The sequence below is a fragment of the Streptomyces sp. NPDC058401 genome, assembly GCF_042722885.1.
In the GTDB taxonomy this organism is placed as follows: domain Bacteria; phylum Actinomycetota; class Actinomycetes; order Streptomycetales; family Streptomycetaceae; genus Streptomyces.
Map to the genome: position 1 here is coordinate 157,851 of NZ_JBHXKA010000001.1, position 14,484 is coordinate 172,334.

At 74.2% G+C, this 14,484-nt stretch carries 12 protein-coding genes; 7 read left to right on the plus strand and 5 right to left on the minus strand.

Annotated elements, in window-relative coordinates:
- Positions 1-13: 13 nt before the first annotated feature.
- From ACFWNV_RS00515 to ACFWNV_RS00535, 5 genes are all read right to left on the minus strand, one after another.
- Positions 14-688 (minus strand): methyltransferase domain-containing protein, encoded by a 675-nt coding sequence (locus tag ACFWNV_RS00515; RefSeq protein WP_383938164.1) that lies wholly within the window; start codon positions 686-688, stop codon positions 14-16.
- On the minus strand, positions 685-2,166 hold the full coding sequence (locus ACFWNV_RS00520) for an amidophosphoribosyltransferase (RefSeq protein WP_383938167.1): 1,482 nt from the start codon (positions 2,164-2,166) through the stop codon (positions 685-687). The genes ACFWNV_RS00515 and ACFWNV_RS00520 overlap by 4 nt, the downstream gene beginning before the upstream one ends.
- Positions 2,163-2,666, minus strand: coding sequence for a hypothetical protein (locus tag ACFWNV_RS00525; protein WP_383938170.1), 504 nt, complete (start codon positions 2,664-2,666; stop codon positions 2,163-2,165). Before ACFWNV_RS00525 ends, ACFWNV_RS00520 begins: the two co-directional genes overlap by 4 nt.
- Positions 2,663-3,547 (minus strand): hypothetical protein, encoded by an 885-nt coding sequence (locus ACFWNV_RS00530; protein ID WP_383938173.1) that lies wholly within the window; start codon positions 3,545-3,547, stop codon positions 2,663-2,665. The genes ACFWNV_RS00525 and ACFWNV_RS00530 overlap by 4 nt, the downstream gene beginning before the upstream one ends.
- 109 nt (positions 3,548-3,656) lie before the next feature.
- Positions 3,657-4,445, minus strand: a complete 789-nt coding sequence (locus ACFWNV_RS00535; RefSeq protein ID WP_383938176.1) for a thioesterase II family protein — start codon at positions 4,443-4,445, stop codon at positions 3,657-3,659.
- 368 nt (positions 4,446-4,813) lie between these two features.
- On the opposite strand from ACFWNV_RS00535, the gene ACFWNV_RS00540 reads away from it, so the two are divergent.
- The 7 genes from ACFWNV_RS00540 to ACFWNV_RS00570 all read left to right on the plus strand — a co-directional run bounded on the left by ACFWNV_RS00540 (position 4,814) and on the right by ACFWNV_RS00570 (position 14,472).
- Positions 4,814-6,523 (plus strand): (2,3-dihydroxybenzoyl)adenylate synthase, encoded by a 1,710-nt coding sequence (locus ACFWNV_RS00540; RefSeq protein ID WP_383938400.1) that lies wholly within the window; start codon positions 4,814-4,816, stop codon positions 6,521-6,523.
- Positions 6,524-6,685: 162 nt separating this feature from the next.
- On the plus strand, positions 6,686-8,074 hold the full coding sequence (locus ACFWNV_RS00545; RefSeq protein WP_383938179.1) for a salicylate synthase: 1,389 nt from the start codon (positions 6,686-6,688) through the stop codon (positions 8,072-8,074).
- Positions 8,075-8,157: 83 nt separating this feature from the next.
- A complete protein-coding gene (locus ACFWNV_RS00550) occupies positions 8,158-9,789 on the plus strand; it encodes a DHA2 family efflux MFS transporter permease subunit (protein ID WP_383938182.1) in 1,632 nt (543 codons plus the stop codon).
- 113 nt (positions 9,790-9,902) lie between these two features.
- Positions 9,903-10,529 (plus strand): TetR/AcrR family transcriptional regulator, encoded by a 627-nt coding sequence (locus ACFWNV_RS00555; RefSeq protein ID WP_383938185.1) that lies wholly within the window; start codon positions 9,903-9,905, stop codon positions 10,527-10,529.
- Positions 10,530-10,569: 40 nt separating this feature from the next.
- Entirely contained in the window at positions 10,570-11,004 is a 435-nt protein-coding gene (locus ACFWNV_RS00560) for an ester cyclase (protein WP_383938188.1), read from the plus strand.
- Positions 11,005-11,181: 177 nt separating this feature from the next.
- Entirely contained in the window at positions 11,182-12,351 is a 1,170-nt protein-coding gene (locus tag ACFWNV_RS00565; RefSeq protein WP_383938403.1) for a sensor histidine kinase, read from the plus strand.
- Positions 12,352-12,486: 135 nt separating this feature from the next.
- Complete coding sequence (locus tag ACFWNV_RS00570) at positions 12,487-14,472, plus strand: flavin monoamine oxidase family protein (RefSeq protein ID WP_383938191.1); 1,986 nt, start codon at positions 12,487-12,489, stop codon at positions 14,470-14,472.
- Positions 14,473-14,484: the final 12 nt, after the last annotated feature.

Consider the following 14,484-nt stretch of genomic DNA (forward strand, 5'->3'; position numbering starts at 1 on the left):
ACGATTCTTCCGATCAGTAGCGGTCGGCCGGCTGGGCCGAAGGCACGGCGGTGCCGCGCAGGTAGGGCGTGTTGGTGGGGTAGCGGGGCCACGGGCGGACGATCTCGTGGACGCGCACCTTGTAGCCGGCCTCGTGCAGGGCGCTCAGGAGGCGCCGGTTGGCGTTGCAGCCGCCGGCCGCGCGGCGCCACAGCGGGGCCAGCACGTCCTGGAGCAGACCCACCACGCCCGGGGCCCGGACGTGCTCGAAGAAGACGAGCTGTCCGCCGGGCTTGAGCACGCGCCGGATCTCCGAGAGCGCGGCGGGCAGGTCGACGACCGTGCAGAGGACGAGGGTGCACACGACGGTGTCGTAGGTGTCGTCGGGCAGCGGCAGGCTCTCGGCCCAGGCGTCCACGACCTTCACCTCGATGGGCGCCTCGGCGGCCCGCACCCGCAGCTGCCGGAGCATCTCGCTGGCCGGTTCCACGGCGACCAGCGAGTCGGCCTTGGCGAAGTAGGGCACGTTGGCCCCGGAGCCGGCGCCCACCTCCAGGACGGCGCCCGTCAGCTCGCCGAACATCAGCGTGCGCAGCGGGCGGCCCCACTTCTCCTCGGCGCGCGCCGTCATGGCGTCGTAGTAGCGGGCGAAGAACTTGCCGCTGCGGCTCTCCAGCCGGGGGTTCGTGTCGGCGGTCGTGCTCGTCATGCGAGGGCTCTCCTGTGCGTGGGTACGGTGGTCCGGCCCGCGGATGCGGGCACGGCGGTGGGGTACCGGCCGTCGAGGCAGGCGGTACAGAGATCTGCGGGGTCCTTGCCGACGGCCCGGACGAGCAGGTCGAGCGGGAGGAACTCCGCGCTCTCGCAGCCCAGTCGGTCCGCGAGGGCGGAGTCGGGCAGCCCGGTGGCGAGCAGGGCGTCCCCGCGGGCGGTGTCGATGCCGTAGAAGCAGGGCAGGCGGTGCGGCGGGGAGGCGACCCGCAGGTGGATGTCGCGGGCGCCCGCGGCCCGCAGCAGCGCGGTGACGGTGGCCATGGTGGTGCCGCGCACCAGCGAGTCGTCGACCAGGACCACGGACCGGCCGGACACCGCGGCGGGGACGGCGGACAGTTTGGCGCGCACGGCGGCCTCGCGGTCGGCGGCGGTGGCGCCGATGAAGGACCGGCCGACACCCTCGTGCCGCAACAGGCCCTGGACGGTGGGCAGTCCGGAGCGCCACGCGTACGCGTCCGCGGCGACGCGCGCGGTGTCGGGCACCGCCACCACCACCGGGTCCACGGCTCCGGGCGGCGGCGGGGCGTGCTCGGCGAGGGCGAGGCCGGCCGCGTACCGGGTGCGGTGGACGCTCTGCGCGTCCACGACGGAGTCGGCGCGCGCGAAGTACACGTACTCGAAGACGCAGGAGGCGCGCCGGGCCCCGGGGGCCGCGAGCCTGCCGGTGCGGATGCCGCCGGGGCCCGCCTCCAGGACCTCGCCCGGTTCGAGGTCCCGTACGAGTTCGGCGCCGACGGCGGTGAGGGCCGCCGACTCGGAGGCGAGCAGCCAGGCGTCGCCCAGCCGCCCCAGGCACAGCGGCCGGAAGGCGTGCGGGTCGCGCACCCCGTAGAGGCGCTGCCCGTCGGTGAGGACGAGGGCGTACGCACCTTCGACCGAGGGCAGCACCTCGTGCAGAGCCTCCGTGAGCGTCAGCCCGCGCCGGGTCCGCACCTCGTGCAGCAGCCGGGTGAGCAGGGCGGTGTCGGCCTCGGCCGGGCCGAAGGGCACCCCGTGGGCGGCGGCGGCCGCTTCGGCGCCGATGAGGGTTCCGTTGTGCGCGACGGCGAGGGCGGGGCGGCCCGCGGGGCCGGCGACGGCGGGCTGGGCGAGTGCGGCGTCGGAGCCGGAGTCGGAGCCGGAGTGGGCCCCGCCCCCGCCCGAGGTTCCGTAGCGGACGTGGCCGATCGCGCCGGGACCGGGAGGCAGGCCCTCCGGACCGGGGAAGACCTCGACGACCCGGCCCGCGCCCGTCCGGCGGGTCAGCACGCCGTCGCGGCAGGCGACGATCCCCGCGCTCTGCCGGCCGCGGTGCTGCAGAGCCGCCAGCATGGTGCGGACCAGGGGTGCGGCGTCCCCGGCCGCGCCCCACACGCCGGCGACCCCGCAGGCCTCGCGCGGCTTCTCGGACGGATCGCCGCCGGCCCCGCTCATGCCCGGGCCGCCAGCCAGCGCTCGAAGGCGGCGAGGTCGGGGAGGATCACGTCGGAGCAGGCCAGCACCGCGAGGTTCTGCCGCATCCCCGTCACCGCCACGACCGTGGCGCCGCCCCGGTGGGCGCTGAGCATCTCGGCCGCGGTGCCCATGCTGGGTTCGTGGGCGGGCAGCCAGGCCACGCACACGTCGCTCTCGGCGGCCAGCTCCGTCAGCCGGTGGAAGGTCGCGGTGAGAAGCTGAACGGCCGGGTCGAGGGTGGTCCGGTACACCTCGGGGGTGTCCGCGAGCGCGGCGTGGCCGGCACGGATCGACTGTTCCTGCGCGCCGATCCACTCCCGCATCAGGACGTCGGGATCGTGCACCACGGCATCGGGGCGGTGCTCCAGGATGCTGCGGCGCAGCCGCTCGCGGTAGCCCTGGTCGGCCAGGTCGGCGCCGCCGCGGGCCCCCTGCATGACGCCGGCGAGGAAATAGGAACGGGGGTGCGGGGCGCTCACGCGTCCTCCAGGGAGTAGTCGGTGACGAGGAGACCGGCCGGGGCGGCCGCGTCGTACAGCGCGGCGGCGCCGAGCAGGTGGTCCACGAGCTCGTCGGGGTCGCAGCGCAACGCCTCGGCCACCCGCTCCAGTTCGCGTGCGAAGGCGGCGCTGCCCCGGCGGCTGACCGCGCCCTGGTTGTCGCGTGCGATCAGCACCGCGGCATCGGCGAGGGCCCCGCGCGGGCGGCCGCCGAAGGGCAGGACGAGCTCGCAGAGGCCGTCGTCGCCGGGGTGCACGGCCCGGACGGACAGGTTGTCCTGTTCGGGGTGGAGCAGGAGTTCCCGTACCAGCGGTGCCGGCACCGGGAGTTCGCGCACCGTGTCCCCGGGCCGCATCGTGTAGGCGCGGTGCATGACCTGCTCGCCGAGCCGCGGGCTGTAGCGCAGGTACCGCAGCCGCAGGATCCCGTCGGCCGGAGTCCACTGCGCCCGCAGGAGCGAGGGGGCGGGGGAGCCGTCCGGGCGCCGGCGCAGCGGGTAGGCCGGCGACTCGGCCCGTACGACACCGTCGACGGCGTCGGCGCGCGCCAGCAGCAGCGGGGTGCGGTGCATCAGGTACGGGTCGAGGACGGTGAGCGTCTCGCCGTCGTCGTACAGCGCGCAGACGTGCCGCCCGCCGACGCGGTACTCGGCCTCGGTGCCGGTGTGCCGGGCGACGAGCTCGCCGGCGCGGAAGGTCTGCCAGGCGCAGGCGGTGCCGAAGCGCTCGGGGGAGGAGCCGGTCCCGTAGTGCACGTGGTACTGCGCGGCGCTGTTGTACGGGACCTGCGTGAGCACCTCGGTCAGGGTGTCCTGGAGCAGCCGGGCGTCGGGTCGGATGGCTGGGGCGGGAGCCGCCATGGGTCTGTCTCCTAGCGGGGCAGGGGGGCAGGGGGCAGGGGGCAGGGGCGAGCGTGCGGGCGGGAAGCGTGCGGGGAACGGGGAGGGGAGTGCGCGGGCCGCGGCCCGGTCAGGCCCGGGCCCGGCCGCCGCCGGAACGGGTGAGGAGGAAGGCCACCACCGCCGCCCGGTGCCGCACGAGGTAGAAGGGGCCGCCCCGCATGGCGCGCAGGGTGAACCGGCCCGTCGTGCAGGAGCGCCAGCCTTCGGCCCGGCGGGCGGTGACCCCCGCGTCGTGGATGCCCACGAGCGCCGTGACGGGGCATTCCAGCGGCGGTCCGGGCCGGTAGCGGTAGCGCGCGGCGGTCCGCAGGTCCGCGTACACGGTGGCGGGCGGAACCGGGGGCGGCCCGGGGTCCGCGCCGCCCCCGGTCCCCTCGCTCGCGAGGTGGCGCAGGCGGGCGACGGGATCGTCGTGGTGGGGCCGGCCCTCATCGACGGGGCTGTCCGTCGGCGCGGGGTGGGAGGAGACGAACAGCGCCTCCGGGCGCGGATTGTGATGCTCCGTCAGGAGCCGGGCGGTCTCGAAGGCGACCACCGCGCCCATCCCGTGCCCGAAGAGCACCAGAGGGGCCCCGCCCCGTCCCGCCAGCGCCTGTGCCACCGGCCGTGCGAGGTCGTCGACCTGGCCGGGCACCGGTTCGTGGGCCCGGTCGCCGCGCCCCGGGTACTGCACGGCGGTCAGCTCGACGGTGTCCGGCAGGTGGTTCAGCCAGGGGTCGAAGAACTCCGCCGAGCCGCCCTCGTGGGGGAAGCAGAGCAGCCGCAGTCCGGGGCGGTGGCGGGGTGCCGGCGTGCGCAGCCAGGACGGGGCGCGGGCCGTCCCGTGCGGCTGTGGCGTCAGCCCGTACCTGAGCAAGGGAGGTGGCCTTTCGGGGGAAACGGGAGTCGGGGCCGAGAGTGAAAATCGAGGAACATTCGAGAATTGTTCCCTCGCGATCATCCCCGGATTTCCCTGTCAAGGTACGTGAAGAAATGGCCGTCCGAAAGGGAGCTACCCGAAGGGGTAGTACCCGCCCCTGGTATGCCCGATCTATCCATGAATATCCGCCTATAGCTGGTGTGTTGAGTTGTCAAAACGCGCCTGATTTTGCCAAAAAGTTATCTGATTGCGATTGCCTATCGGATTTCCTTCGGGGGAGTCTTTACGGCAGCGTTAGTGCTTGAATTATTCCTGCAATGTTCCGGGTATTCGTCCCGGCGTGAGGAGCTGGATTCTTCGTGGACATGGTTCGATGGCCCGGCGGCGAGGCGGAGAGGTATCGGAAGGCCGGCTACTGGCAGGGCCGCCCGCTGGGCGGCTTCCTCGCCGGCCACGCCCGCACGATCGGGACGGCCACGGCCCTGGTGGCGGACGGCGAGCAGGTCTCGTACGCCGAACTGGACCGCCGCGCCGGCCATCTCGCCGCCGGGCTCGCCGCGCTGGGCATCGTCCCCGGCGACCGGATCGTCGTCCAGCTCCCCAACGGACCCGAGTTCTTCGTCCTCCTCTTCGCCGCGCTGCGCGTCGGAGCGGTCCCGGTCCTGGGGCTGCCCGCCTACCGGCGCAGCGAGGCCGTCCACCTCTGCGGCCACAGCGGCGCCGTGGCCTACGTGGTCCCCGCCGAAGACCCCGACCCCGCCTCGGACTTCGACTACCGGGCCCTCGCCGAAGAGGTCCGGGAGCAGGTGCCCGGACTGCGCCACGTCCTCGTCGCGGGCGGCGCCCCGGGGCCGCACACCGCGCTCTCCGAGGTCGAGGCCGCCGGACGCCGCAGCCCGCTCCCGCCCGGGGCCTTCGCGGAACCCGACCCGCTGGACCCGGCGGTGCTCCTGGTCTCCGGCGGCACCACCGGCCTGCCCAAACTCATCCCGCGGACCCACGAGGACTACGCCTACAACGTCCGCGCCAGCGCCGAACTGTGCGGCCTGGACCCCGGTACGGTCTACCTCGCGGCGCTGCCCGTCGCCCACAACTTCGCCCTCGCCTGCCCCGGCGCACTCGGCACCCTGCTGGCCGGCGGGACCGTGGTGCTCAGCGCGTCGCCCGATCCCGAGACGGTCTTCCCGCTGATCGAGCGGCACCGGGTCACCGTGACCGCCGTCGTGCCCCCGCTCGCCGCACTGTGGGCCCAGGCGGCCGAGTGGAGCCCGGAGGACCTCGGCAGCCTGACCCTGCTCCAGGTGGGCGGGGCGCGGCTCGCTCCGGAGACGGCCCGGCGGGTGGGGTCCGCCCTCGGGTGCGGACTCCAGCAGGTGTTCGGCATGGCCGAGGGGCTCCTGTGCATGACCCGGCCCGGAGACGACGCGGAACGCGTGGCCACCACCCAGGGCCGGCCGCTCAGCCCCGACGACGAGATCCGCGTGGTCGACGCCGAGGACCGGGACGCCCCGGCCGGCGAGATCGGCGAGCTCCTCACCCGCGGCCCGTACACCCTGCGCGGCTACTACCGGGCCGAGGAGTACAACCGCACCGCTTTCACCCCGGACGGCTTCTACCGCACCGGCGACCTGGTGCGGGTGCTGCCCGGCGGGGACGTCGTCGTCGAGGGGCGGCGCAAGGACCTGGTCAACCGCGGCGGCGACAAGGTCTCCTCCGACGAATTGGAAGGCCACCTGCGCGCCCATCCCGCCGTGCTCGACGCCGCGGTGGTGCCCGTGCCGGACGAGTACCTCGGCGAACGCACCTGCGCCTGGATCGTGTTGCGCGAGCGCAGCACCGGTCCGGGCGGACCGGTCGCGGCCGACGGCCCCTCCCGTTCCGGCGAACTCCCGTCGGCCGCCGATGCCTTCGGTCCGGGCGGGCTCGACGCCTTCCTCGACGTGCGCGGGCTCGCCCCGTACAAGAAGCCCGATCTGATCCACGTAGTCGACTCCCTGCCCCTCACCGCCGTCGGAAAGCTCGACAAGCGCCTGCTCGCCCGGCGCGCGGCCGAGGCCGCCTCCGGCCGGAGCTGACGCCGGCCGGAGCTGATCTCCCGCCGGAGCTGACCTCCGGCCGGAGCCGGCCTCCCGCCGGAGCCTGCTTGCCGCCCCGGCGGATCGCTTCGCCCGGCGGGAGCCGGCGCCCCGCCCCCGCCGCACCACCGAACTCCGCAGTCCATGAAGGAGACCCCACGCATGTCCACCACCACCGTGTCGCCCCGGACCGGTCGCATCCCCTTCTCCGGCACCCCGGCCCAGGCCGCCGTGCGCCTGGCCCGCGCCGGCCTGCACGGCGCGGGCGGTGAATACGTGGTGTACGAACGGGAGGGCGCCTGGTGGTACGCCGGCGGGGTCCGCGCCCGGCTGGTCGCCGACCGGACCCATGTGACGCTCGACCACGAGGGCACCCGCATCCGCACCGCCTGGCAGGGCGACCCGCTCGACACCGTGCACCGCATGCTGTCCTCGCTGCCCTACGCACAGTGGCGCGCCTACGGCTGGGCCGCCTTCGAGCTGTCGTACGCCCTCGCGGGAGAGGCCGCCGGGCTCGGCGAGGAGCCGCTGGTGCACCTGGTCGTCCCCCGGACCGAGGTCCGGCTGTCGGCCGACGGCGCCGAGGTCCGATGTTCCGACGAGGGCGACGCGGCCCTCGTGCGAGCCCTGCTGGAGGATGCCGGACCCGAGCCGCTCCAGGGGGAGTTCACCCCTCTCCCGGTCGACTTGGGGGGCCCGGCGGAGGCCGCGTACCGCGAGGGCGTCGCGAGCGCGGTCGCCTCGATCCGGGCCGGTGAGCTCCAGAAGGTGATCCTGTCCCGCGCCGTCCAGGTGGAGGGCGAGCTGGACCTGCCGGCGACCTACCTCACGGGCCGCTCGGTCAACTCGCCCGCCCGCTCCTTCCTCCTGGACCTCGGCGGCATCGAGGCGGCCGGGTTCAGCCCCGAAACGGTCGTGGAGGTCTCGGCCGACGGCCACGTGTCCACCCAGCCGCTGGCGGGCACCCGGGCGCTCAGCGGGGACCGGGCCGAGGACGCGGCCCGCCGCGCCGAACTGCTCACCGACGCCAAGGAGATCTACGAGCACGCCATATCCGTGCAGGTGGCCTGGGAGGAGATGCTGGGGGTCTGCCGCGCGGGCTCGGTACGGGCCGAGGAGTTCATGTCCGTCAAGGAGCGCGGCAGCGTCCAGCACATCGCCTCCCGGGTCAGCGGCCGGCTCGCCCGCGCGGACCGCGGCCCCTGGCCCGCACTGGCCGCCGTGTTCCCCGCGGTCACCGCCTCGGGGGTGCCCAAGCGGGCCGCGTACCGGACCATCCGGCAGCTGGAGTCCGGCCCGCGCGGCCTCTATAGCGGTGCGGTGCTCAGCGTGGGCAGCGACGGGTCCCTGGATGCCGCGCTCGTGCTCCGCACGGTCTTCCGGCAGGGCGGCCGCACCTGGCTGCGGGCGGGCGCGGGGATCGTCGAACAGTCGCTCCCGGAGCGGGAGTTCGAGGAGACCTGCGAGAAGCTGCGCAGCGTCTCGCGCACCCTCGTCCCGGCGGCCGGGGTGGCCGCGGGGGCGGCCGCAGGGGCTCACGGGCGCTCGTAAAACTTTACAGCGTTGTTCGACATGAGTCCGGCTCGGCGCTACTCTGAACCCGAACGGTAGTGTTCAACTTAAGGAGTCCCGCCGTGCCTTCCGTGCCGTCCCCGTCACCCGCCGCGGCCCCACCGGGCGCGGCAGGCCACCCGCTGCGCTGGCCGATCCTGGCGGTGCTGTGCCTCAGCCTGCTGATCGTGGGGCTCGACGTCACCGTGCTCAACGTCGCCCTGCCCACGCTCGTCGACGAACTCGGCGCGTCCACCAGCGAACTGCAGTGGCTGGTGGACATCTACAGCCTGATGGCGGCCGGCCTGATGCTCTTCGCGGGCAGCCTCGCCGACCGCTTCGGCCGCAAGCCCGTCTTCCTGTCGGGCCTGGTCCTCTTCGCCGGCGCCTCCGCCGTCGCCGCCTTCTCGGACAGCACCGCCCAGCTCATGACCGCCCGCGGGGTGATGGGCGTCGGCGAGGCGCTGATCATGCCCGCGACCCTCTCGATCATCGGCACCGTCTTCACCGACCCCGTCGAGCGGATGAAGGCCATCGGGCTCTGGTCCGCCATGATCGGCGTGGGCCTGGCCATGGGGCCGCTGGTCGGCGGCTGGCTGCTCGGCCGGTTCTGGTGGGGCTCGGTCTTCCTGATCAACGTGCCCATCGGCATCATCGCGCTGGCCGCCGCCGTCAAGATGGTGCCCAACTCGCGGGCCGCCGTCGCCCGGAGCCTGGACCTGCCGGGCGCACTGCTCTCCGTACTCGGGGTCGGCACCCTGCTCTGGGCCATCATCGAGGGCCCGGCCGAGGGCTGGACCAGCGCGAAGGTGCTGGCCGGATTCGCCGTGGCGGCGCTGCTGCTGGCCGGGTTCATCGTCCGTGAGCGCACCGCGCGCGAACCCATGCTCCCGCTCGGGATCTTCGCCCACCGACGGCTGGCCATCGGCAACATCCTGGTCTTCCTGGGCCTGCTGTCGCTGCTCGGGGCGCTGTTCGTGCTGGTCCAGTACCTCCAGTTCGTGCTCGGCTACGACGCCGGCGCCACCGGCCTGCGGATCGCCCCCACCGCGCTGATCATCCTGCTCGCCGCCCCGCTCGCCTCCTTCCTCGGCCAGTACGTGGGCACCCGCTGGCTGGCCGCCGCGGGGCTCGCCTTCGCGGCGGTCTCCCTGCTGATCCTCGCCACCACCGCGGACGGCGACGGCTACGGCCGGGCCCTGGCGGCCATGCTCTTCCTCGGCTTCGGTGCGGGCTTCATCATCGGCCCGACCAGCGACGCCATCGTGGGCTCCCTGCCCGAGGACGACCTGGGCGTCGGCTCCGCCACCAACAGCGCCGCCGTGCAGCTGGGCTCCGCGCTCGGGGTCGCCGTACTGGGCAGCCTGCTCGCCGGCACGTACCGCGAGGAACTGGCCGCCAGCCAGGCCGCCGCCGGACTGCCGCAATCCGCACTGCACGCCGCGGGCGACTCCGTCGGCGCCGCCTTCGCGGTCGCCGCCCAGCTGCCGGCCCAGGCGGGGCAGGCACTGGCCGAGGCGGCGCGGTCCGCGTACGTCTCGGGCATGGCGCCGGCGATGTTCACCGGTGCGGGCGTCGCCATCGCCGGCATCGCCGTCGCCCTGTTCCTCTTCCCCCGGGGCAAGGCGGGCGACGGCGCGGCCCCGGCGAAGCCCGGGGAGCAGCCCGTACGGACGCCCGCGCAGGCACCGGCCCCCCGCCGGGTCGGAGCCTGACCGGGCCCCGCCGGGACGCTCCCGGGTGCCGGGCCGCCCACCGCGCCGGCCCGGTACCCGGGGGGAGAAACCGACCTGGCGCGCCGCAAAGGAGGTGACATACGCTCCCACCCATGTCCACGCCGTCTCAAAAAGCCCGCCGCGCCCCTGCAGCAGAGCGGGAGGAACCCCGCCGCCGTGCGGATGCCGAGCGGAGCATCGCGGCCATCGTCGCCGCCGCGATCGACTGCTTCCGGCAGGACCCCAACGTCAGCCTGACCGCCGTCGCCAGTGCGGCCGGGGTCAGCCGGGTCACGCTGTACGCGCACTTCCCCTCCCGCGAGGCCCTGGTCGGCGCGGTGCTGGACCACTCCGTCGGGCAGGCCGACGCCGCCCTCCAGGCCCAGGGGCTCGACGAGGGCCCGGCGGACGAGGCGTTCTCCCGCCTGGTGCGGTCCGGCTGGCGGATCCTGGAGCGGCACGCCTTCCTGCTCGCAGCCTCCGAAGGGGTCATCACCCCGGCCCGCCGCCGCGCGCACCACGAGAAGGTCCTCGCGCGCGTGGAACGGGTCCTGGTCCGCGGCCAGGCGGAGGGGGTGTTCCGCACCGACCTTCCGCTGTCCTGGCTGGTCACGACCTTCTACAGCCTGCTGCACGCGGCGAGCGCCGAGACCGACGCACGCCACCTCAAGGTCAAGGACGTCCCCGACATCCTGGACCGCACGCTGTCGTCCATCCTGCGGGCGACCCCACCCTCCTGACGCTCCGTACGGGGCGTCCCGTACCGAAACCGGAGCACCCGTGCACCGCAACGAAGCACTCGTCCGCACCTGTCTGGCCGCGATCAGCGGGGCCGACGCGGACGGCTGGCTCGCCTGCTACACCGACGACGCCGTCTCCTGGGACGTACCCCTCGACTCCTTCTGGCGCGGACGCGAAGGACTGGAGGCGGGGGTGCGCTCCTGGGTGGCCGCGATACCGGACACCCGGATGGAGATCCGCACAGTCTTCGCCGACGACCGGTCCGGAGCCTGCGAGTGGACCATGTCGGGCACCCTGGAGGGCGCCCTCGACGGACTGCCCCCACAGCTCGCCGCGCTCGCGAAGGGCAAGTCCTTCTCCATGCCGGGGTCGACCGTCTACCGCTTCTCCCAGGACGGCCGGATCCAGGAGGAGTCCCTGTACTGGGACCTCGCCGGGGTGCTCGGACAGTTCGGGCTGCTGCCTCCCCTGTGACCTTCGGGCGGGAGGGGTGACACGCGGATCATCCGATCGCTTTATCCCGATACCGAACCGCTCGGCGACAATATGGCTGTTCGTCCATCTCGGGGACCCAGCCAGGAGGCGCACGTGCGGCCCGACCCCAGCGGCCCCCACGGCGGCGACCGCGACGACCGGCGACTGGCGCTGGTCATGCGCGTCACGTTCTTCGTGCTGGTCGGCACGTCGATGGTCCGGTTCGTCCAGCGGCACACCCAGGAGGCCCGCGCCCCCTGGGTGATCGCCCTCGCCGTGGTGCTCGCCGTCCTCTACGCGTTCGGCCCCTCCCTGGCGGCCAGGGAAGCCGACCCGGGCCGGGGCCGCGCTCCCTGGCCGCCGGCCCCCCGGCTGGCCTGGCTGGGCACGGTCGTCACGGTGTGGGCCGTCCTCGTCCTCCTCGCGCCCAGCTTCGCGTGGGTCGCGGTCCCCCTCTTCTACTCCGTGCTGCGCACCCTGCCGCCCGTCGCCGCCTACGTCCTCGTCGCGTTCCTCACCCTCTTCGTGATCTTCGCCCAGCTGACGCTGGCCCCCCGCTTCAACCTCGACCTGGTGATCGGACCGGCCGCCGTCGCCGCGCTCACCACCGCCGTCTTCCTCCACATGCAGCGGCAGGCGGCCCGCCAGCACGCCCTCATCGACGACCTGGTCCGCACCCGCCGGGAGCTCGCCGCGACCGAGCGCCGCGAAGGAACCCTCGCCGAACGCCAGCGCCTGTCGATGGAGATCCACGACACGCTCGCCCAGGGCCTGTCCAGCCAGCGGATACTGCTCCAGGCCGCCGACCGGACCTGGGACACCGACCCCGCCAAGGCCCGCGGCCATGTCCGGGCCGCCGCCTCCATCGCCGAGCTCAACCTCGCCGAGGCCCGCCGTTTCGTCCACGACCTCGCCCCCGCCGACCTCGCCCGCGGCGGCGAACTCGACGCCGCCCTGCGCGCCCTCGCGGAACGCGAGTCCGGCGCCGGGCTCACAGTGCGCGTCCACGTCGACGCGGGCGGGCGCACCGCCCCGCTGCCCGAACGCGTGCAGTCCGCACTGCTCCGCATCGCCCAGGGCGCGCTGGCCAACGTACGGGAACACTCCGGCGCCACCACCGCCGCGCTCACCCTCACCCGGCTCGACGACCAGGTCGTCCTCGATGTCGCGGACAACGGACGGGGGTTCGACCCCGATGCCCTCCCCGAGGACCCGTCCGGCCTGCGCGGACACGGGGTTCCGGCGATGCGGGTCCGGATGCGGCAGCTCGGCGGCACCCTGACCATCGAGTCGGCCCCCGGAGAGGGCGCCGTGCTGACCGCCGCCGTCCCGCTCCCCGCGCCCTGAGGGCGACGCGCAAGGCGGCCCGTACGAAACCCAGTTCGTCAGCACCGCACAACGCGCGACGCACGTCCGGGTGGTCCTTGCCCGCGCGGGCCCTTTCCGGTCCTTCCGGCCCGGGCGGGCGGCAAGAGTTGGGTCATGATCATGGATCCCGATGCCACGCCCGGAACCCCCGAACCCTCCGGAACCCCCGAACCCTCCGGAACCCCGGGCGACGGCGCACCGGCGCCCTCCCGCCGCCCCTCCCGCCGGGCCGTCATCGCCGGCGCGGCCGCCGTCGCCGCGGCCGGCGGGCTGACGGTCGCCGTCACCTCCGCCGACACCTCGCAGGCCGTCCCCGGCACCGCGGTCGCCGACTGGGCCACCTGCCTGACGATCGCGCGGGCCATCCTCGTACGGGACGACGAGGACCAGCCGCTCGTACCGCGCTATGCCGACATCCTCCTGAAGAACGGCCTGCCCCGCTCGCGCCGCCCCGCGAAGAAGGTGCTGATCGTCGGCGCCGGACCGGCCGGCCTCACCGCCGCACACCTCCTGCGCGAAGCCGGCCACCAGGTCACCGTCATCGAGGCGAACGGCAACCGGGTCGGCGGCCGGATCAAGACCTTCCGCACCGGAGGCCACGAGAACGCAGCCCAGCCCTTCGCCGACCCGAAGCAGTACGCCGAAGCCGGCGCGATGCGCATCCCCGACAGCCACCCGCTGGTCACCGGACTGATGGACGGCCTCGGCCTCAAGCGCCGGCGCTTCCACCTGGTCGACGTGGACGGGGCGGGCCGCCCCGCGTACCGCACGTGGATCTACGTCAACGGCATCCGCGTGCGCCGCGCCGACTACGCGCGCGCCCCGCAGGCGCTCAATCGTTCCTTCGGAGTGCCGCAGGCGTACGAGTCCGTGCCCGCCTCGCAGATCGTCCGTGACGCCTTCGCCCCCGTGCGCCGCGAGATCGAGGGCAAGAAGGACAAGGAACTCGTCGAGGGCTGGGCACGCGTCATCCAGCGCTACGGCCACATGTCGATGTACCGCTTCCTGACGGAGGAGGCCAAGCTCGACGAGCGGACCATCGACCTGATCGGAACCGTCGAGAACCTCACCTCCCGGCTGCACCTCGCCTTCGTGCACAGCTTCATCGGCGCCTCGCTGATCAGCCCCGACACCGCCTTCTACGAACTGCCCGGCGGCACCGCCACCTTGGCCGACGCCCTGTACGCCCGCGTCAAGGACCTCGTACGGCTCGACCGCCGCGCCACCCGCATCACCCACGGCGAGGGCCAGGTCACCGTGGAGACCGTCTCCGAGGGCCGCGGCGGCAGCCCCGTACGGCGCGAGACCTTCACCGCCGACACCGCGATCATCACCGTGCCCTTCTCCGGACTGCGCCACATCCCCGTCACCCCCGCGCTCTCCTACGGCAAGCGGCGGGCGGTCACCGAGCTGCACTACGACGCCGCCACCAAGGTGCTGCTCGAATTCAGCCGCCGCTGGTGGGAGTTCGACGAGGCCGACTGGAAGCGCGAGCTGGAGGCGGTGCGGCCCGGCCTGTACGGCAAGTACCAGACCGGGGGGACCCCGGCGGACGGATCCCTGCTGGGCGCCCACTCCTCCGTGCGCGCGGGCCACATCTCCGCCGCCCAGCGCTCCCACTACGCCGCCAGCCGGGTGGTCAGCCGCGACCAGCCCGAGGCGGCCGGCGTCATCGGCGGCGGCTCGGCCACCGACAACCCCAACCGCTTCATGTTCCAGCCCTCCTACCCCGTCGAGGGCAGCGCCGGCGGAGTCCTCCTCGCCTCCTACAGCTGGTCGGACGACGCCCTGAAGTGGGACTCCCTGGACGAGGAGGAGCGCTACCCGCGCGCCCTCGCCGGCGTCCAGGAGGTCTTCGGGCAGCGCATCGAGGTGTTCTACACCGGCGTCGGCCGCACCCAGTCCTGGATGCGCGACCCGTACGCCTACGGAGAGGCCTCCGTCCTGCTGCCCGGCCAGCACACCGAGCTCTTCCCCCACGTCCGCAAGGCCGAGGGCAGCCTGCACTTCGCCGGGTGCCACACGTCCATCAAGCCCGCGTGGATCGAGGGAGCCCTGGAATCGGCGGTGCGCACCGCCCTGGAGGTGCACACCGCCTAGCCGGCGCCCCCG